We start from the raw sequence: 17939 nt of genomic DNA on the forward strand, positions 1-17939 counted from the left end.
ACCGGTACCCACTTTTCCGGATCACGCTCCTTGCGGTTTTTGGACAATCCGATGCTCAAATGAAAGAGTCAGTCTATGATCGCGTGGCTCTCGCCGTCGATGCGACTGGCGGCGATGACCGCCTGGGTGCGGCTGCCGACATCGAGCTTCTGCAGTATGGCCGAGACATGGGCCTTGACGGTCGCCTCCGACACGCCGAGCTGGAAGGCGATCTGCTTGTTGAGCAATCCCTCCTTCAGCATCATGAGGACACGCATCTGCTGCGGCGTCAGGGTCGCGATCCGCTGCGCAAGGGCGTCGCTTTCGCCGTCACGGGCGGAGCCCGGACCCAGGCCCTCAGGCGCCCATATGCCGCCCTGCAGGATGGCGGCTATGGCGCGGCGCATCTCCTCGACGGCGATCGATTTCGGAATGAAGCCCGAGGCGCCGAGATCGAGCGCCCGGCGAATGACATGGGGCTCGTCGCTGGCCGAGACGACGGCGATCGACACCGCGGGATACTGGGCGCGCAGGAACATGAGGCCGGACAGCCCCTGGACGCCCGGCATCTTGAGGTCGAGGAGGACGAGATCGACATCGCTGTCGCGGTCGAGGCGCTCCGTCACCTGGTCGAGCGTGCCGGCCTCGTCGAGTTTGATGCCCCTGAACGCACCGCTCAGCGCCTGCTTGAGGGCGGCGCGAAACAGTGGATGGTCATCGACAATGATGACCCGGTAACCTGGCATCACTCCTCCCCTTTCATTGGCCAGTTCCGGCTGGCATCTTCTGTTTCCCGCAATCCTATCGCTTCACCCCCGAAAGGCCAAGCTTGCCGATGACCGTCGCGCGACCGCTCTACCCCGAAATAGAACCCTACCGGACCGGCCGGCTCAGGGTCTCCGCCCTGCATGAGATCTACTATGAGGAATGCGGCTCGCCCGCGGGCAAGCCGGTCGTGGTGCTGCATGGCGGGCCGGGCGGTGGCATCGCACCCTTCCTGCGCCGCTTCCACAACCCGCAAGCCCATCGCATCATCCTGTTCGACCAGCGCGGCTGCGGAAGATCGACGCCCTTCGGCGAGCTCAGGGAGAACACGACCTGGGACCTGGTCCAGGACATGGAGCGCCTGCGCGACCATTGCGGGGTGGAGCGCTGGCAGGTGCTGGGCGGCTCCTGGGGCTCGACACTGGCGCTCGCTTATGCCGAGACCCACCCCGAGCGTGTCAGCGAGCTCATCCTGCGCAGCGTCTTCCTGCTGCGCCAGGCCGAACTCCATTGGTTCTATCAGGAAGGCGCCAGCTGGATATTCCCCGATGCCTGGGAAGCCTATCTGGCGCCCATTCCCGAAATGGAACAGAACGACATGATCGCCGCCTATCACAAGCGCCTCACGGGCGGCGACAACGAGGCGCTCATGACATGCGCGCGCGCATGGAGTGTGTGGGAGAGCACGTGCCTGTCGCTGCTGCCCAATCCGGAGCGCGTCACGCAGGCGGCGGATGATCGCTTCGCCTTTGCTTTCGCGCGTATCGAGAACCATTACTTCACACATCGCGGATTCTTCCAGCAGGATGGACAGCTGCTGCTGGCGGCCCATCGTCTCAAGGACATTCCCGGAGTCATCGTGCAAGGGCGCTACGATGTGGTGACACCGATGCACAGCGCCTGGGCTTTGCACAAAGTTTGGCCATCGGCGCGCCTCGACATAGTTGACGACGCGGGACATACTGGAACGGAACCCGGTCTTGCCGCTGCGCTCGTTAACGCTACGGATAGGTTTATTTGAACATTCAACCAAATGTCCTTGGTCCGGTCGCGAATATGCCCGATGTTTGCCACAGTCTCACCAAGAAGTGACCACGAACGGAGATCAGTCTGCTTGACGATCCAGCGGGGGATCAATCGGGCTTTTTGTGCCGAGGGGAGCGGGAGTTCTCCTTTGTGATCCTTCGCTTTGAACCAGTTGGCGCGCGCGGCTCCTGTCGCCGTCCCGAGCTTGCGTGTGCCAAGGACCCGTCCATCCCGTGAGGATGGACGGGTCTCATTTTTTCAGCAGCAGCTTTCGAAACCTCCTATGATGAGCGCGTGTTCGAAGGGTGCTTCGGGGGCGGATCACAGGCATGCCAAAAGACGAAACGCAGGACAGCGCGGCTTCACTCGGCCTCACGGTACGTCTCTATGACGAGCTTACACGGGCGATCCTGGCGGGCGAGCTCCAGCCCGGCGAGAAGCTGAGCGAGCCGGCTATTGCGGCGCAATATGGCGCCAGCCGCGCGCCGGTGCGTGAAGCCATCCGCCGGTTGCAGGAACGCGGGCTCGTGACTTATGTCGCCAATCAGGGCGTCAGGGTTTCCCAGCCGACGGGCGCCGAATTCCTGGCCCTGCTCGATGTCCGGGAAGCGCTGGAGGGCATGGCGGCACGGCTCGCCGCCATCAATATGGATGACGACGAGATCAAGGCGCTTGAAGGCCTGGTTGCCGGCCATCGCGGGCAGATCGAACGCAACCCGCTCGGCGCCTATCTGCAGGAAGAACCCGATACGGATTTCCACATCCATATCGCCAGGGGCAGCGGCAATCTCATCCTGGCCGAGCTTCTCTGCGACGAATTCTATCCGCGCCTGCGGCTGTGCCGACGGCTGCACCGGACGGTGCCGGGACGCGGCCACGAAGCGTGGAAGGAGCATCTTCGCATCACCGACGCCATCGTGCAGCGCGATGGCGAGCTTGCGGAGATCCTCATGCGCCGCCATATCCGCGCCGCCAAGGTGGCGCTGCAGACGGCACTGGCCGCCGCCGCAGCCGCCACGCCGGTGAGGAAGCGGTCCGCGGCGCGATCCAAAGTCCTCAGTTGATCATCAGAGATCATCATCCAAGGCGTGACGGCCACATCGCCATCACGCCTTGGACTCCTGCTGCACTGCCCCACGGAATTTCGTCATGATCATCGGCAGGAAGAACACCAGGACCGCGATGACGAGAAACGACGCCGCGATCGGGGTGCCGACAAGGACGCTCCAGTCGCCCTGGCTCACGGCCAGAGCGCGACGGAGCTGGATTTCGGCCTGGGGCCCGAGAATGAGACCGATCAACGCCGGTGCTATGGGAAAGTCGTAGACGCGCGCCACATAGCCGATGAGGCCCAGGCCGCACATCAGCAGCAGATCCATCCAGGATGTCGAGAGTCCCCAGACGCCGACCAAAGCGAAGACGACGATCCCGCCATAGATATAGGGCCGCGGAATGAGCAGCAGCCTCACCCAGATGCCGACAAGCGGCAGATTGAGCACCAGCAGGATGATGTTGCCGACGAAGAGCGAGGCGATGAGGCCCCACAGAAGATCGGGATTGGTGGCGAAGAGCAGCGGCCCGGGCTGCAGGCCATAATTCTGGAAGGCGGCGAGGAGCACAGCGGCTGTCGCGGTCGAGGGCAGGCCGAGCGTCAGCAGCGGCACCAATATGCCGGCGGCGGCGGCATTGTTCGCGGCCTCCGGCCCCGCCACGCCCTCGATGGCGCCGTGGCCGAATTCCTCGGGCCGCGCGCTGAGGCGCCGCTCCACCGTATAGGAGAGGAAGGTCGGAATCTCGGTGCCGCCTGCCGGCAACGAGCCGATGGGAAAGCCGATCAGCGCGCCGCGCAACCATGGCTTCCAGGAGCGCCTCCAGTCCTCGCGCGTCATCCACGCGCCGCCGGACAGCGGATAGACGACCGCCGCCCTGCGCGACTGCCGGCTCGCCACATAAAGCGTCTCGCCAATGGCGAAGAGGGCGACCAGCACGACGGTGAAGGAGACCCCGTCGAGCAATTCCAATGTGCCGAAAACCATCCGTGACTGGCCGGTCTGGGTGTCGATGCCGATCGTGCCCAGGGCAAGGCCGCAGAAAAGCGCGGTGAAGCCCCTGATGCGCGATGATCCCATCACCACGGCGACCGAGGTGAAGGAGAGGATCATCAGGGCGAAATAGTCCTCCGGCCCAAAAATGAAAGCCAGCTCGGCGATGGCCGGCGCCAGGAAGGTCAAGGCCAGCGTGCCGATGGTGCCGGCCACGAAGGAGCCGACCGCCGCCGTCGCCAAAGCCGCGGCGCCGCGACCGTTGCGCGCCATGCGGCTGCCTTCGATGGCGGTCATCACCGAACCGCTCTCGCCCGGCATATTGAGCAGGATCGAGGTGGTGGAGCCGCCATAGAGGGCGCCATAGAGAATGCCGGCGAACATGATGAAGGCGGATTCAGGCGCCACCTGCGCGGTTACGGGCAGGAGCAGCGCGATGGTGAGCGCCGGCCCGATGCCCGGCAGCACGCCGACCGCGGTGCCGAGGATGCAGCCGACCAGCGCCCAGAACAGATTGATCGGCTGGAGGGCGACGGCAAATCCGCCAAGCAGCTGGTGCAGGACGTCCATGGCTACCACCCCGCCACGGGCAGGAAGGGCCCAAGCTCGATGCCGAGCAGCGAGAAACCATACCAGGAGGCGGCGCCGATCACCGCGCCGATGGCGAGATCGAGAAGCGTGCGGCGCGAGCCGAAGGCGTGGGTCACCAAAGCGAAGGCGAAGATCGCGGTGAGCGGAAAGCCCAGCATCCTGATCGTCGCCAGCGGAACGGCAATGCCGGCAAGGGCCAGGAGAAAGGCCGGCCGGGACGGCGGCGCGGCGGCATCGGCGCCTTCTTCCTCCTGCGGCATGAAGGGCACACCGCGCAGCGCCTGGAGGATCAGCAGCATGCCGAGGATGGCAAGGCCTGCCCCCACCATCCGGATCATGGCTGCAGGCCCGAGGCCGATGAAGTTCGTCGTCGAAGCGATGCCTTGCGCGCCGTGGAGCCAGAGCAGGCCCATGGCGAAGACCGCAGCACCCAGCCACCAGGGGCGCGCCGCAACCGCTTTATCCTTGCGCCGATCGGATGACGGCATGACATCCCCTCCTCGAATCCGCCGGGTGGCGGCGCGGAAGCGCCGCCACCCGAAGCTCAGCCTATTTGAGAATGCCGACTTCCTTGAGCGCGGTGGTCCAGCGCGCATCTTCCGACTTCAGGAAGGCCACGAAATCGTCGCCCGGGAGATAGGCGTCCTCCCAGCCATGGGTCTTGAGGGTCGCCTTCCAGGCGTCGCTCTCATGCAGCTTCTGGAACCGGTCGAGCCATGTCTTGCGTCCCTCGGCACTCAGTCCCGGGGCTCCGACGAAGCCGCGCCAGTTGCCGATCTCGATCGGGATGCCCGTTTCCTTGAGGGTCGGCACATCGAGCCCTTCCACCCGGGCGGGGCCGGTCACCGCAATGATGCGGATGCGGCCGGAAGCGGCGAAATCGCGGAATTCCGAGGCGCCCGATATGGCGGCCTTGATCTTGCCGCCGCCCAGCGAGGCGAGGATCTCGCCGCCGGAGAAGGAGACGAAGTTGATCTTGTCGACCGGGGCGCCTGCCTCCTTGGCGAGGAGCGCCAGGAGAATGTGGTCGACACCGCCGGCCGAGCCGCCGCCGACCGACAGGGCGCCCGGATCCTCTTTGAGCGCCGCGAGGAAATCCTGCGGCGTCTTGATATCCGAATCGGCGGGAACGGCAATGGCATTGTATTCATTGGTCATCCGCACCAGGGGCGTGGTGTCGGCGAGCGAAACCGGCGTCTTGTTGCTGATGATGCCGCCCACCATGATGACGCCGGTGACCAGCAGCGCATTGTCGTCGCCCTGCGCGGTGCGCACGAATTCCGCCAGGCCGATCGTGCCGGCGGCACCGCCCTTGTTGGTGAACGACACGCCGTCCGTGAAGACGCCCGACTTGTTGAAGGCGGCCATGGTCTCGCGGCCGGCGCCGTCCCAGCCGCCGCCGGGATTGGCCGGTATCAGGACTTTCGCCGGCTCGGCCGCGGCGATGCCCGCGCTGAAAGCGAGGGCGAGAATGCCGGTCAGAAAAGATCTCTTGCGCATGGTTTCCTCATCTTTTGTTCTGGTTTGCCGCCTTTGGACCGTCCTAGGCTGGTCATTTTGTTGCCGCGCCGGGCGCGGAGCAGGTGAAGCCTGTCAGCTGCCGGGCTCGCGCAGCGGCATGCCTTCGGGGGTAATGGTGGCGACGATCGAGGCATCGAGCGCCTCGTAATCGGCAAGCCCGATGGCGGCGTAGAGCTCGGCGCGCGTCTGCATCTGATCGACCATCGCCTGGGTTCCACCGTCGCGGGCAAGCGCCGCATAGAGCCTTTCCTGAGCCCGGTTGGCGACACGCAACGACGAGACGGGCCAGATCACCATGCGATAGCCCATCGTCTCGAATTCAGCGGCGGTGAAGAAGGGTGTGCGGCCGAACTCGGTCATGTTGGCCAAGAGCGGCACGCCCGGCATGCGGCGCGCGAATTCACGGAACATCTCGGCGTTGGTGAGCGCTTCGGGGAAGATCGCATCGGCGCCGGCCTCGAGATAGAGCCTGGCCCGCGCCACCGCGCCGTCGAGACCTTCGCTCGCGGCAGCGTCGGTGCGGGCGATGACATAGAGATGCCGGCGGGCGCGCAGGGCGGCTGCGACCTTGGCCGCCATTTCCCGCGGGTCGGCCAGCTTCTTGTCATTGAGATGCCCGCATTTCTTCGGCAGAAGCTGGTCCTCGATCTGGACCGCGGCAGCGCCTGCATCCTCGAAGACGCGCACCATATGCATCACGTTGAGCGCTTCGCCATAGCCGGTGTCGCCATCGACGAGGACCGGCAGGCCGCTCGCCCGCACCACCTGGCGGACGAAGAAGGCGACCTCGTCCACCGTGATGATGCCGAGGTCGGGCAGGCCCATCGATGCCGTCATCGCAGCACCCGACAGATAGATCGCTTCGAAGCCGGCCGCCTTCGCCTGCAATGCCGCCATGCCATTATGCGCGCCGGGGATGCGCAGGATGCCGCCCGCCTCGACCAGCGCGCGGAAACGCTGGCCGGCAGGCTGCGCGGGGAAATCCTGTCCGAGGAGATACGGCATGGCGTTCCTCTCAACCCGCATAGAGATCGACATAGTCATTGACGGCCATCGCCTCGAGCCGCTGCTGGTCGAGCGAAACATCGAGGATCCGCCGCTGCCGCTTGTCGACGAAGCGGCGCGCGAGATTGGCGCGGAACTTGGCTTCGAGCAGCGGAATGCCCTCGCCGCGCCGGCGCTTGTGGCCAATGGGATATTCGACCATGAGCTCGGGCAGCACGGTGCCGTCCTGCAAGGTCACGGTCATCGCGTTGGAGATCGAGCGCTTGTCGGGGTCGTGATAGTCGCGGGTGAAAGCGGGCTCTTCCACGCATTCGATTTTGGCGCGCAAGGCATCGATGCGCGGATCGGCGGCCACCGCGTCCTCATAGTCGGCGGCGGTGAGGCGGCCGAAGATCAGGGGGACGGCAACCATATACTGGATCGTGTGATCGCGGTCGGCCGGGTTGTGAAGCGGCCCGCGCTTGTCGATGATGCGGATGCAGGCCTCATGCGTGCGGATGCGGACCTTGGCGATGTCGGCGGCGCTGCGTCCCATCTGCCTGAGCCGGCCATGGATGGCCATGGCCGCCTCGACCGCGGTCTGGGCATGGAACTCGGCCGGATAGGAGATCTTGAACAGCACATTCTCCATGACATAGGACCCGTAGGGTCTTTGGAACCGGAAAGGCTGGCCACGGAAGGAAACGTCGTAGAAGCCCCAGGTCCTGGCGCTGAGGGCCGAGGGATATCCCATCTCGCCGGTCTGAGCGATGAGCGCCAGGCGTACCGCGCGGCTCGTCGCATCGCCTGCCGCCCAGCTCTTGCGCGAGCCGGCATTGGGCGCATGACGGTAGGTGCGCAGCGCCTGCCCGTCGACGAAAGCGAGCGACAGGGCATTGACGATCTCCTCGCGGCCTAGGCCGAGAAGCCCCGACACCACCGCCGTCGATGCGACCTTGACGAGGATCACATGGTCGATGCCGACCTTGTTGAAGGAATTCTCGAGCGCCAGGCAGCCCTGGATCTCATGGGCCTTGATCATCGCGGTGAGCACGTCGCGCATGGTCAAAGCCGGCCGGCCCGCCGCAAGGGCGGTGCGGGACAGCCAGTCCGCGACGGCAAGGATGCCGCCCAGATTGTCGGAAGGATGTCCCCATTCCGCGGCAAGCCAGCAGTCATTGAAGTCGAGCCAGCGGATCATCGTGCCGATGTTGAAGGCGGCATGAACGGGATCGAGCTGGTAAGGCGTTCCCGGCACGCGGGCGCCATTCGGCACCGTTGTGCCGGCGACGACCGGCCCCAGAAGCTTGGTGCAGGCCGGATAATCGAGCGCCTCGAGGCCACAGCCCAGCGTGTCGAGGAGGCAATTGCGAGCCGTCTCATAAGCGAGGCTGCTGTCGATGCGATAGTTCAGGACATAGTCGGCAATGTCCACGAGCACGCCATCGGGCGCCGGTCGCTCATTGTTGTTCGGGCTGGTCACGCGTTCCCCATCTAGCCGACTGGATTTTGTCGACACTATAGGGGATTATTGCGGAATTTCTATCGAAATATCCAAAGAATACTCGAATTATGTCGACACTCAGAGGGACGTACCATTCTTGGTCTTGCCGTCCATCTCGCGGGCAAAGTCGAGGAAGCGGTCGAACATCTTGCCGAAGATGTCCATCATGCGGTCGACTTCCTGGTCGCTCGGCAGCTTGGTAGGCCCGGCCCCCTTCTCCAGCTCGGCGATACGCGCCTTCAGGCTCTCATTCTCGGCGCGGAGCCGGGCGAGTTCCGCAGCCGCATCAAGGCCGTCATCCTTGATCGTCTGACATTCCCACACGCCCGCCTTGGCGGAGCAAAGCGCCATGACACCGGTCTCGGAATCAAGCCGGAGAAAGCCCTGCTCCACTTTTTCGAGCACATAGCGGCCGGTGATCTCAACAGCACCGGCCCCTGAAAAAGTAGCCAGGACCGTCGCAAGGAAGATGAATTGGCGCAGCATGGCAGACCTCCATGGCCTTACCTTACAGCAAAAGCTGCCGTCTTTATGACGAGACCGTTCTTGTTTTGTATTTCGGGGCGCGAATCGTCTAGGATGCGGCGATGACCCTCGACCAGACCGTTCTCCAGATTGGCGACCACGCCTTCAGCCTCGGCCAGCTTCTGCTCGCCGGCGCCGGCCTGGCTTTTCTCCTCATCATCGTCACGGCGGTGCTGGCCTGGCGCGGCCAGAAGCACCGGCGGGAAGAAAGCCTCGAGACGATGCGGCGCGCCGGCGAGCTCGAATTCCGGCTTGCCGAGATGGCGGGCCAGCTGCGCCACTTCGCCGACCAGACGCAGAGCGGCCAGCAGCATCTCACGCGGGCCCTCGATGAAAGGCTCGACCAGGTGAGCCACCGGCTGGGCCGTGGCCTCAACGAGCAGGCGGAGCGCACCCATCAGTCGCTCAAGCATCTCTATGAGCGCCTCGCCGTCATCGACACGGCGCAGGCCAATCTCACCCAGCTCTCCTCCGAGATGGTCTCGCTCAAGGACATCCTCGCCAACAAGCAGGCGCGCGGGGCTTACGGCCAGGCCAGGATGGAGGCGATCATCCGCGACGGGCTGCATGCCAATGCCTTCACCTTCCAGGCGACCTTGTCGAACGGCTCGCGCCCGGACTGCCTGATCAAATTGCCGGATTCGGAACTGCGCCTGGTGCTCGACGCGAAATTCCCGCTCGAGGCCTTCAATGCGCTCAAGGTCGCGACCGGCGAGGCACCGATCCGCGCCGCCGAGACGCGGCTGCGCAAGGACGTCATCCATCATGTGAAGGACATCGCCGAGAAATACCTGATCGCCGGCGAGACGCATGAGACGGCGATCATGTTCGTGCCGTCGGAATCGATCTATGCCGATCTCTACGAGAAGTTCGAAGACGTCATCCAGAAGGCGCATCGCGAGCGCGTGATCATCGCCTCGCCGAATATCCTGATGCTGCTGATCCAGACCATGCAGGCGATCTTCAAGGACGCGCGCATGCGCGAGCAGGCGGGCGTGATCAAGATCGAGGTGGCGCGGCTGCTCGAGGATGTCGGCCGTCTCAAGGACCGGGTGCTCGACCTGCAGCGCCATTTCGGCCAGGCCAGCGGCGATCTCGAGAAGCTCGGCCTGTCTGCCGACAAGATCACCAAGCGGGGCTTGCGCATCGAGCAGCTCGATGTCGAGGAGCCGGCGAAGGTCGCGAGCGATGAGGCGCAGCTCAGGCTGGTGCAAGGGCGCTAACGGCCAAATCCAGAGCTTCTCTCGTTACCTCAACTAATAGGCTTGCCCGTCGCCGAAGAGGTTTCGGTTGACGGTCAGCAAATGGTTCTTCATGGCCTGGGCCGCGCCGTCGCCATTGCGGGAAAATAGCGCTTGAATGATCAACTCATGTTCGTCGCAATATTGCCGGCGTCGCGGCTCCGAGTAGCTACGGCGCTTGATTTCGATCCATGACGATTGATTGCGCACGACGCGAAGTATGTCATTGAGACAAAGAAGCAGCTCATTTCTCGTCGCGGCAAAAATACGGGTGTGGAACTCGGCATCGAGCCTCTCGAAGCCCATAGGATCGGTTTCCGCGGAAGCCAGGCCATGTGCTTCGCGGATGGCGGCAAGATCAGCTCCCGTCGCGTTCAGTGCCGCGGCAGTCGCAGCATAGGGCTCCACCATCAGCCGCGCGGCCATCACATCCACCGGACCCGTGCCTGAAATTCTCTGGAGCAATGCAAGCATTTCTCCGGTCTCTTGAAGCTTCACGTCGATCCGTATGCTGCTCGCCCGTGTGCTCACTCGCGCCTCCTATTCACCAAAATAATTCCGGCGTCGCGTCGCCAGATGGCTGCGCATGGCCTCATGCGCATCGGTTGCGTTCCGGCTGCGCAAGGCTTTCATAATCTGGATATGCTGTTCGCAATAATGCTGCCGGCGATCCTCGGTGAAAGCGCGCTGCCTGATCGCCATCATAGGTGCTCGATAGCGAACGACCACCAGCAGGCTGTAGAAGTCGATCAGGAACTCGTTGTGGGTCGCGGCGTAGATGCGGGCATGAAATTCATTGTCCCAATGTTCGAAAGTCTCAAGATCGGGCGAGCCGTTGGCTGTCCGGTCAGCTTCGTCGATGAAATCGAGGTCGCGTGAATTGGCGTGGATCGCCGCCGAGGCCGCAACCTGAGGCTCTATGATCAGCCGCAAATTCAGGATGTCGAGCGGACTGGCGCCTGAAACCTTTTCCAGCACCCGGCGCAATTCATCGCTGGCCTGCTGCTTGACGATGGTGCCGCGCCCCACTTCGCGGCTGATCAGATCCTCACTTTCGAGCACCTGCAAAGCATTGCGAATTGTATTGCGGGCCACTCCGAACTCCGTGGCGAGTTGGCGTTCATTAGGGAGCGTTGCCTCGGCCGGCCACATGCCCTCCGCGATACGCGCCTTCATGACACGGGCGATGTCAGCCGCTTTGTGACTTGGCATGGTACATCCTAACTAGACCAATGAGTAAACCATTAGCATGATTGGTTCAAATAAATCCAGATCGAGCCAGCAGTTTCCGAGCTTTTCCACTTGCCACGGTCTTTCTCGTCATGCGATCCTTGATCAAAATGAACCAATGATAAAATTGGTATAGTAAGGGAGAAGATGTGCGGATAGCAACTTTCCACATTGGGGGCGAACGCCGCGTGGGTTGTGTTGACGAGAAGCGTCAATCCATCGCTCCTTTCGATCTCTCGATGGACGAAGCGAAAGAGGGCCTCCTGGCCCTGATCAGCCGCCACGAGATGCCGCGCACCCTCAACCCAATCCCTTTGCGTGAAATCACTCTCGAAGCGCCGATCCCGCGTCCAAGGCGGAATATCTTCTGTGTCGGCAAGAACTACCATGCGCATGCCAAGGAATTCGCCGCGAGTGGATTCGACTCGAGCGCGGCGCAAGGTGCGGTCCCGCAGCACCCGATCATCTTCTCCAAAGTGCCCGAATGCGTCGTCGCCCATCGGGCACCAGTCTATTTCAGCAAGAATGTATCGTCGGCCATCGACTATGAAGCGGAGCTGGCCGTCATCATCGGCAAAGGCGGGCGCGGCATTTCCAAAGAACAAGCGCTGGAGCATGTCTGGGGCTACACCATCCTCAATGACGTGACGGCGCGGGATCTGCAAGGCAAGCACAGCCAATGGCTGATCGGCAAATCGCAGGACACTTTCGGCCCCATGGGACCGTGGGCGGTGACGCGCGATGAAATCGATCTGGCCGACACGCATGTGCGCTGCTGGATCAATGACGAGTTGCGCCAGAACGCAAATACGGCGGCGCTCATCTTCGATGTCCCTACCCTCATTGCGACCATCTCCGAAGGCATCACGCTGATGCCGGGCGACATCATCGCCACCGGAACGCCGGAAGGGGTCGGCATCGGCTACAAGCCGCCGAAATATCTTGTCGCCGGCGATATCATGAAGGTCGAGATCGCCGGCATCGGTGTTCTGGAGAACCAGCTGCAGGAGAAGGCCGCTTGACCACGGTTGCCACCCTGCACCTGAAAGCGGAAGTCGACGGCGAAGGCATTCCCGTCACTTTCGTCCATGGCCTGGGCGGCACGTCCAACAGCTTCCAGACGGTGCTGCATAGCCTGAACGGCCATCGCTGCATCAGGGTGGATCTGCCGGGCTCCGGGCGCTCGCGCCTGCCGCATGAGACGCTCGATATCGCCTATATGGCGCGCGCGGTTGTCGATGCGGCCCAGAGCCTGGGGGCGTTTCCGGGATTTCTCGTCGGCCATTCGATGGGAACCATCGTGTGCCAGCATATCGCCGCCATGAACCCTGTGGCTCTCACCGGCATGGTGCTGTTTGCGCCCATCCTGGAACCAGGCGATGCTGCCCGCCAGCGCATTCGCGATCGGGCGCAAAAGGCGCGCAGCGAGGGAATGAGCGGCGTGGCTGATGCCGTTGTTGCCGCGGGACTCTCGTCCAGCACGAGGTCGAACGCGCCGGTCGCGGCGGCTTTCGTGCGTGAAAGCCACATGCGCCAGGACGCGGAAGCCTTTGCGCAATCCTGTGAAGCCCTGGCCTCCGCCACGGCGGCCGATCTGCGCATGATCCGTTGTCCCACGCTGCTGGTCACGGGTGATGAGGATGGTGTGGCGCCGCCGGCATCGGTCCATGCCATGGCCGAGAAAATGAAGCACGCCAAGGTCAAGGTCCTCGACCGCTGCGGCCATTGGACCATGATCGAAAAGCCGAATGAATGCGCAAGCCTGCTGGCTGATTTTTTGAGGGCCACGCGACACTGACAATCCGTATTACCCGGTAAAAAACAAAAAACGCCGGCTGAAACTGGGAGGACTGAAGATGGCAGATACCGGCAATGGCTGGGACAATGGTTCAGGCAATGTCCTGTTCACCAATGTGCGCATTCTCGACGGCACCGGTGAATACCCTTATTCGGGCGAGCTCCTGGTCCAGGGCAATCGCGTCAAGAGCATCACCAAGGGCAGCTCGCGCTTCTCGTCCTCCAGCTCGATGGCGGGCGGCCAGACGGTCATCGATGGCATGGGTGCCACGCTCATGCCCGGCATGATCGATGCTCACCTGCATCTGTCATGGAACAACGCGCCGGGCATCGATCCCATCCAGATGATGGAAGTCGAGGAACACATGCTGGTCACCATGGAGATGGCCAAGCTCGTGATCGACGCGGGATTTACCTCAGGGCGCGGCGCTGCCGCGGCGAAACCGCGGCTTGATGTCGTGGCCAAGAAATTCATCAACCAGGGCCGCTTCCCGGGTCCCCGTTATCTGGCCGCCGGGCCTGAAATCACCACGGTTGGCGGCCTCGGTGATGCGGCGCCGTCGCATATTCCGCATGAGGGTCTCAATCTCGGCCTGGTGGTGTCAGGGCCCGAAGAGATCCGACGCACGGTGCGCACGCTGATCAAATATGGCGTCGACTCCATCAAGCTCAATCTCTCCGGCGAGGCGATCACCGGCATGGGCGCCGAAGAGACGCCGATGTCGGAAGAAGAGGTGGCCATGGCCGCCAAGGAAGCCAAGTGCCGCGGCAAGATTCTGTCCGCCCATGCGCGTTCCTCCGGCTCGGTCAAGCAGTGCGTTCGCCATGGCATCCAGAATATCTTCCACGCCTCGTTTGCCGATGAAGAAGCGCTCGACATGCTGGAGGCCGCGAAGGACAAGCATATCGTGGCGCCGGGCATTGCGTGGCTGATCAACACCGCGCGGCATGCCGAGCCCTGGGGAATCAAGCCGGGCTCGCCGCTATCGCTCGAATATGAGCGCGAGCTCGAAATGTGCATCGACACGATGAAGAAGATGCATCGCCGCGGCATTCGCATCTGCATCGGCGGCGATTACGGCTTCGCGTGGACGCCGCAGGGCACCAATGCCAAGGATATCCAGACCTTCGTCGAAATGCTCGGCTTCTCTCCCATGGAAGCGATCCAGGCGGCGACGAAATATGGCGGCCACATCATGAACATGGAGCACGAGCTCGGCATGCTCAAGCAGGGCTATCTTGCCGACATGCTGCTGGTCGATGGCGACCCGATCGCCGATGTCCGCATCCTGCAGGACAAGAACCGCATCCTGGCCATCATGAAGGATGGCAAATTCCACCGGGCGCCCAAGATGAATGCGCAGACAAGAAGACTAACCGCATGAACGCCAGCCAGGCAGGCACGCAGCAAGGCGTAACGGCCCGACAGGCCTGGGCCCTCATCGGTCTCCTGGCTGCCGCTGCGTTGGTCTGGCTGTTCCTCGCGGTCTGGCCGGAAGGCCTGGTGAGCTGGATGGGACCGAAGAAAACCTTCGTCAACGCCATATTCAATGGCGTGACCGTCGCCGGACTATATTTCCTGGTCGCCAGCGGCTTCACACTCGTCTTCGGTCTGATGCGCAATGTGAACCTGGCGCATGGTTCCCTGTACCTGCTTGGGGCCTATATCGGTTACTCGGCCGCCAACTGGACGGGATATTGGCTCATCGGCATTGCCGCCGGCATGCTGTCGATGGCGATCGTCGGCGTCCTCTTACAATATTTCGTGTTCCGCAAGCTGGAAGGCGACGATCTGCGCCAGACATTGGTGACCATCGGCATTTCCATCGTCGCCGCCGATCTCATGCTGGCGGTCTGGGGCGGCAACACCTATCAGTTCTCCGTGCCCGAATGGCTGGACGGCGCAATCTCGACGCCGATCATCACCGCCATCAAGTCCAATGGCGATGCCGTCTATATGAAGTATCCCTTCTACCGGCTGATGGTCTTTGTCGCCGCCGTCGTGATCGGCATCGGGCTGTGGCTGATCCTCAACCGCACCCGCGTGGGCATGATGATCCAGGCGGGTGTCGATGACAGGAACATGCTCGCGGCATCGGGCGTCAATGTTCAGCTCGTTTTCGCCGTCGTCTTCGCCATCGGCGCCGGTCTGGCGGGATTTGCCGGTGTCGTCGGTGGATCGGTCCTGTCCGTGGCACCAGGAGAAGATGTGCGCTATCTCCTTGCCTCGCTCGTGGTCGTCATCGTCGGCGGCATGGGGTCGGTTACGGGTGCGGCCGTCGGCGCCTTGCTGGTGGGGCTCGCCGAGCAAATCGGGCTCGTCTATTTCCCGACCTATGGCGTGGTCCTGACCTTCATCATCATGGTGATCGTGCTCGCCATTCGACCTCAAGGCCTTATGGGAGCGGCACGGTGAGCATAACCGACATCGCCACTGGCCCCAGTGCCGTCGACAGGTTTTTCCAGCAACTGGGTGCGGCGCCGGTCATCCTCGCGGTCGCGCTGATCATCTATCCCCTCATCGTCCCCGGCTTCTTCACCTTCCAGATCGGTGGTCAGATCCTCATCCTCGGTATGATCGGCCTTTCACTCATGGTGCTGGCGGGCTATGGCGGCATGGTGAGCCTGGCCCAGCTGACCGTCGCCGGCATCGCCGGCTATGGTCTCGCCATTTTCGGAATAAACAGCGTCGGCATCATGGGCTTCGGCTGGCCCTGGTGGATAGCGGCCCCGATGGCGATTGCGCTGGCGGCGACAGCGGCGGCGCTGATCGGCCTGATCTCGGTGCGCACATCGGGCATCTACACCATCATGATCACGCTGGCGATCGCGACGGCCTTCTATTATTTCGTGAACCAGAATTATACGCTGTTCAACGGCTTTTCCGGCTACCGGGGCATCCAGCCGCCGACGCTGTTCGGATTGTACTGGCGCGATCCGCTGCCCTTCTATTATCTGTGCCTCGCCTCAGCCGCCCTCGCCTATGGCTTGGTGCTGTATGGCGCCAGATCATCCTTCGGATTGGCTTTGCAGGCGACGCGCGACAATCCCCGGCGCATGCGCGCCATTGGCTACAATGTCACGGCGATCAAGGTGTTTGCCTATTTCCTGGCGGGGCTCATCGCCGGAACGGCGGGCGTGCTTTATGTCTGGTTCAACGGGCGCATCTCGCCCGGCACCATCAGCGTCGCCGAGTCGATCGGCATATTGGTGATCGCCGTCATCGGCGGTCTGCGTCACCCGATCGGCCCGTTCCTGGGTGCCGCTGTCTATGTTCTGATGAAGACCTTTGCCATCGACCTGATCGGCGCGGAGCGCTTCAATACGCTCATCGGCTTGGTGTTCCTGGCGATCGTTTTCATCTCACCGGACGGGATTTTGGGACTGTGGCAGAGGCTCAAGCCTCACCTCGCTCCAACATCCCTGCGTCCTCATCATGAGGGCCGCGACTAGAATGCCAAAATCAACCCTGGGAGGAAGTCTATGAAACTGCATCGACGAGCGCTTCTGGCACTCACACTCGCGACAAGCTTGATCGCTCCTTCAGTCGCCATGGCCGACGGCACCATCAAGATCGGCACACTCGCCACGCTGGAAGGTCCTTTCACCGTTCTTGGTCAGGACAGCATGCGTGGCGTCGAGCTGGCCCTGAAGGAACACAACATGATGGCCGGCGGCATGAAGCTTGAAATCATTCAAGGGTCTTCGGACGCTTCGCCCGACAGCGCCGTCAAGGCGGCACGCAAACTCGTCGAACAGGATGGCGTGCAGATCCTCATCGGCCCGCTGTCGGGGGATGAGGGCCTCGCCGTCAAGGATTATGCCAAGACGCAGCCCAACGTGACCTTCGTCAACGGCACGTCGGCTGCCCAGGACACCACGTTGCGCGACCCGGCGCCCAACTTCTTCCGCTTCTCCACCGATGGCGCGCAGTGGATGGCCGGACTGGGCGAATATGCCTTCACCACCAAGGGCTACAAGAAAGCAGCTGTCGTGGCGGAGGACTACTCCTTCCCCTATACGCAGGTGTTCGGCTTCATGGCCGGCTTCTGCAAGGCGGGCGGCAAGGTCCCGTCGAAATCCTGGGTGCCGATCGGCAACAAGGACTTTTCATCGGTCATCGCCAGCATTCCCGATGACGTGGATGCCGTCTATGTCGCCCTCGGCGGCGCCGACGCCGTCAACTTCCTGACGCAATACCAGCAGGCCGGCGGTTCGGCGCCCCTGATCGGCGGGTCGATCACCGTCGACCAGACGGTCTTGGGTTCGGAAGGCAAGACGAAGGATGTCGTGATCGGCACGCCCTCCGCCGGACCGATCTCGGACACGGATGACTCGCCCGCCTGGAAGAAATTCGTGGCCGACTACAAGGCGGCTTTCGCCGACGGCTTCCCGTCGCCGTCGCTTTTCGCCCATGGCTATTATGTCAACACCACGGCTGTCCTGCTTGCCCTCGACCAGGTCAAAGGCGATGTGTCGGGCGATCAGGCCAAGTTCCGCGAGGCGCTGGCGAAACTCTCCTTCGACACGCCGACCGGCAAGGTCAGCCTCGACAAGAACCGCAACGCCATCGCCGACATTTATCTGACGGAGGTGACGAAGCTCGACGACGGCAAGCTCTACAACAAGGTCGTCAAGGTGGTGCCGCAGGTCAATCAGACGCTGGGCATGGATGAAGCCGAGTTCCTGAAACTTGGCGTCGTCGGCCGCGACAACCCTGCCTGCCCGTAAAAG

18 protein-coding genes are annotated in these 17939 nt (G+C 62.8%); 9 read left to right on the forward strand and 9 right to left on the reverse strand.

The window, feature by feature from the left end:
• Positions 1-68: 68 nt before the first annotated feature.
• Positions 69-725 (reverse strand): response regulator, encoded by a 657-nt coding sequence (locus tag DT068_RS12185; RefSeq protein ID WP_119390105.1) that lies wholly within the window; start codon positions 723-725, stop codon positions 69-71.
• A gap of 89 nt (positions 726-814) precedes the next feature.
• On the opposite strand from DT068_RS12185, the gene pip reads away from it, so the two are divergent.
• The gene (gene pip, locus DT068_RS12190) at positions 815-1765 is read left to right on the forward strand and encodes a prolyl aminopeptidase (protein WP_119390106.1); all 951 of its coding nucleotides are present in this window, start codon (positions 815-817) and stop codon (positions 1763-1765) included.
• Between the two features lie 334 nt (positions 1766-2099).
• Positions 2100-2834: a GntR family transcriptional regulator gene (locus DT068_RS12195; RefSeq protein WP_119390107.1), complete on the forward strand. Its 735-nt coding sequence runs from the start codon at positions 2100-2102 to the stop codon at positions 2832-2834.
• 42 nt (positions 2835-2876) lie between these two features.
• Here the strand turns inward: DT068_RS12195 and DT068_RS12200 are convergent, their stop codons facing one another.
• The 6 genes from DT068_RS12200 to DT068_RS12225 all read right to left on the reverse strand — a co-directional run bounded on the left by DT068_RS12200 (position 2877) and on the right by DT068_RS12225 (position 8898).
• Complete coding sequence (locus DT068_RS12200; protein WP_119390108.1) at positions 2877-4382, reverse strand: tripartite tricarboxylate transporter permease; 1506 nt, start codon at positions 4380-4382, stop codon at positions 2877-2879.
• A 2-nt stretch (positions 4383-4384) separates the two neighbouring features.
• Positions 4385-4891, reverse strand: a complete 507-nt coding sequence (locus DT068_RS12205; RefSeq protein WP_119390109.1) for a tripartite tricarboxylate transporter TctB family protein — start codon at positions 4889-4891, stop codon at positions 4385-4387.
• A 61-nt stretch (positions 4892-4952) separates the two neighbouring features.
• The gene (locus DT068_RS12210) at positions 4953-5903 is read right to left on the reverse strand and encodes a Bug family tripartite tricarboxylate transporter substrate binding protein (protein WP_119390110.1); all 951 of its coding nucleotides are present in this window, start codon (positions 5901-5903) and stop codon (positions 4953-4955) included.
• A gap of 93 nt (positions 5904-5996) precedes the next feature.
• Complete coding sequence (gene prpB, locus DT068_RS12215) at positions 5997-6929, reverse strand: methylisocitrate lyase (RefSeq protein ID WP_119390111.1); 933 nt, start codon at positions 6927-6929, stop codon at positions 5997-5999.
• A 10-nt stretch (positions 6930-6939) separates the two neighbouring features.
• On the reverse strand, positions 6940-8391 hold the full coding sequence (locus tag DT068_RS12220) for a bifunctional 2-methylcitrate dehydratase/aconitate hydratase (RefSeq protein ID WP_119390112.1): 1452 nt from the start codon (positions 8389-8391) through the stop codon (positions 6940-6942).
• A gap of 99 nt (positions 8392-8490) precedes the next feature.
• Positions 8491-8898 (reverse strand): hypothetical protein, encoded by a 408-nt coding sequence (locus tag DT068_RS12225; RefSeq protein WP_119390113.1) that lies wholly within the window; start codon positions 8896-8898, stop codon positions 8491-8493.
• Between the two features lie 101 nt (positions 8899-8999).
• On the opposite strand from DT068_RS12225, the gene DT068_RS12230 reads away from it, so the two are divergent.
• Positions 9000-10160: a DNA recombination protein RmuC gene (locus DT068_RS12230; protein WP_119390114.1), complete on the forward strand. Its 1161-nt coding sequence runs from the start codon at positions 9000-9002 to the stop codon at positions 10158-10160.
• A 33-nt stretch (positions 10161-10193) separates the two neighbouring features.
• On the opposite strand, the gene DT068_RS12235 is transcribed toward DT068_RS12230, so the two are convergent.
• Together DT068_RS12235 and DT068_RS12240 are read right to left on the reverse strand one after the other, a co-directional pair.
• Positions 10194-10709: a FadR/GntR family transcriptional regulator gene (locus DT068_RS12235; RefSeq protein WP_162914161.1), complete on the reverse strand. Its 516-nt coding sequence runs from the start codon at positions 10707-10709 to the stop codon at positions 10194-10196.
• 9 nt (positions 10710-10718) lie between these two features.
• Entirely contained in the window at positions 10719-11390 is a 672-nt protein-coding gene (locus DT068_RS12240; RefSeq protein ID WP_119390116.1) for a FadR/GntR family transcriptional regulator, read from the reverse strand.
• 257 nt (positions 11391-11647) lie between these two features.
• Here DT068_RS12240 and DT068_RS12245 point away from each other — a divergent pair, with 257 nt between their 5' ends.
• The 6 genes from DT068_RS12245 to DT068_RS12270 are packed head-to-tail and all read left to right on the forward strand — an operon-like array spanning position 11648 to position 17936.
• Positions 11648-12430 carry a fumarylacetoacetate hydrolase family protein gene (locus DT068_RS12245; protein WP_368904690.1) on the forward strand — a complete coding sequence of 261 codons (783 nt, stop codon included), beginning with the start codon at positions 11648-11650 and terminating at the stop codon, positions 12428-12430.
• The gene (locus DT068_RS12250; RefSeq protein WP_119390118.1) at positions 12427-13206 is read left to right on the forward strand and encodes an alpha/beta fold hydrolase; all 780 of its coding nucleotides are present in this window, start codon (positions 12427-12429) and stop codon (positions 13204-13206) included. The genes DT068_RS12245 and DT068_RS12250 overlap by 4 nt, the downstream gene beginning before the upstream one ends.
• Positions 13207-13264: 58 nt before the next feature.
• A complete protein-coding gene (locus tag DT068_RS12255; RefSeq protein ID WP_119390119.1) occupies positions 13265-14590 on the forward strand; it encodes a metal-dependent hydrolase family protein in 1326 nt (441 codons plus the stop codon).
• The gene (locus DT068_RS12260) at positions 14587-15621 is read left to right on the forward strand and encodes a branched-chain amino acid ABC transporter permease (RefSeq protein WP_119390120.1); all 1035 of its coding nucleotides are present in this window, start codon (positions 14587-14589) and stop codon (positions 15619-15621) included. Before DT068_RS12255 ends, DT068_RS12260 begins: the two co-directional genes overlap by 4 nt.
• The gene (locus DT068_RS12265) at positions 15618-16658 is read left to right on the forward strand and encodes a branched-chain amino acid ABC transporter permease (protein WP_368904691.1); all 1041 of its coding nucleotides are present in this window, start codon (positions 15618-15620) and stop codon (positions 16656-16658) included. The genes DT068_RS12260 and DT068_RS12265 overlap by 4 nt, the downstream gene beginning before the upstream one ends.
• A gap of 30 nt (positions 16659-16688) precedes the next feature.
• On the forward strand, positions 16689-17936 hold the full coding sequence (locus tag DT068_RS12270; RefSeq protein WP_119390121.1) for an ABC transporter substrate-binding protein: 1248 nt from the start codon (positions 16689-16691) through the stop codon (positions 17934-17936).
• The last annotated feature ends 3 nt before the right edge of the window (positions 17937-17939 follow it).

Source organism: Taklimakanibacter lacteus, from assembly GCA_003576695.1.
GTDB lineage: Bacteria > Pseudomonadota > Alphaproteobacteria > Rhizobiales > Aestuariivirgaceae > Taklimakanibacter > Taklimakanibacter lacteus.

Bases quoted from the DNA above. Each gene is read 5' to 3' on its own strand.
- prpB (WP_119390111.1), bottom strand. From the start codon at position 6,929: ATGCCGTATCTCCTCGGACAGGATTTCCCCGCGCAGCCTGCCGGCCAG.
- DT068_RS12260 (WP_119390120.1), top strand. From the start codon at position 14,587: ATGAACGCCAGCCAGGCAGGCACGCAGCAAGGCGTAACGGCCCGACAG.
- DT068_RS12245 (WP_368904690.1), top strand. From the start codon at position 11,648: ATGGACGAAGCGAAAGAGGGCCTCCTGGCCCTGATCAGCCGCCACGAG.
- DT068_RS12195 (WP_119390107.1), top strand. From the start codon at position 2,100: ATGCCAAAAGACGAAACGCAGGACAGCGCGGCTTCACTCGGCCTCACG.
- DT068_RS12240 (WP_119390116.1), bottom strand. From the start codon at position 11,390: ATGCCAAGTCACAAAGCGGCTGACATCGCCCGTGTCATGAAGGCGCGT.
- DT068_RS12230 (WP_119390114.1), top strand. From the start codon at position 9,000: ATGACCCTCGACCAGACCGTTCTCCAGATTGGCGACCACGCCTTCAGC.
- DT068_RS12210 (WP_119390110.1), bottom strand. From the start codon at position 5,903: ATGCGCAAGAGATCTTTTCTGACCGGCATTCTCGCCCTCGCTTTCAGC.
- DT068_RS12255 (WP_119390119.1), top strand. From the start codon at position 13,265: ATGGCAGATACCGGCAATGGCTGGGACAATGGTTCAGGCAATGTCCTG.
- DT068_RS12185 (WP_119390105.1), bottom strand. From the start codon at position 725: ATGCCAGGTTACCGGGTCATCATTGTCGATGACCATCCACTGTTTCGC.
- DT068_RS12225 (WP_119390113.1), bottom strand. From the start codon at position 8,898: ATGCTGCGCCAATTCATCTTCCTTGCGACGGTCCTGGCTACTTTTTCA.
- DT068_RS12205 (WP_119390109.1), bottom strand. From the start codon at position 4,891: ATGCCGTCATCCGATCGGCGCAAGGATAAAGCGGTTGCGGCGCGCCCC.
- pip (WP_119390106.1), top strand. From the start codon at position 815: ATGACCGTCGCGCGACCGCTCTACCCCGAAATAGAACCCTACCGGACC.
- DT068_RS12200 (WP_119390108.1), bottom strand. From the start codon at position 4,382: ATGGACGTCCTGCACCAGCTGCTTGGCGGATTTGCCGTCGCCCTCCAG.
- DT068_RS12270 (WP_119390121.1), top strand. From the start codon at position 16,689: ATGAAACTGCATCGACGAGCGCTTCTGGCACTCACACTCGCGACAAGC.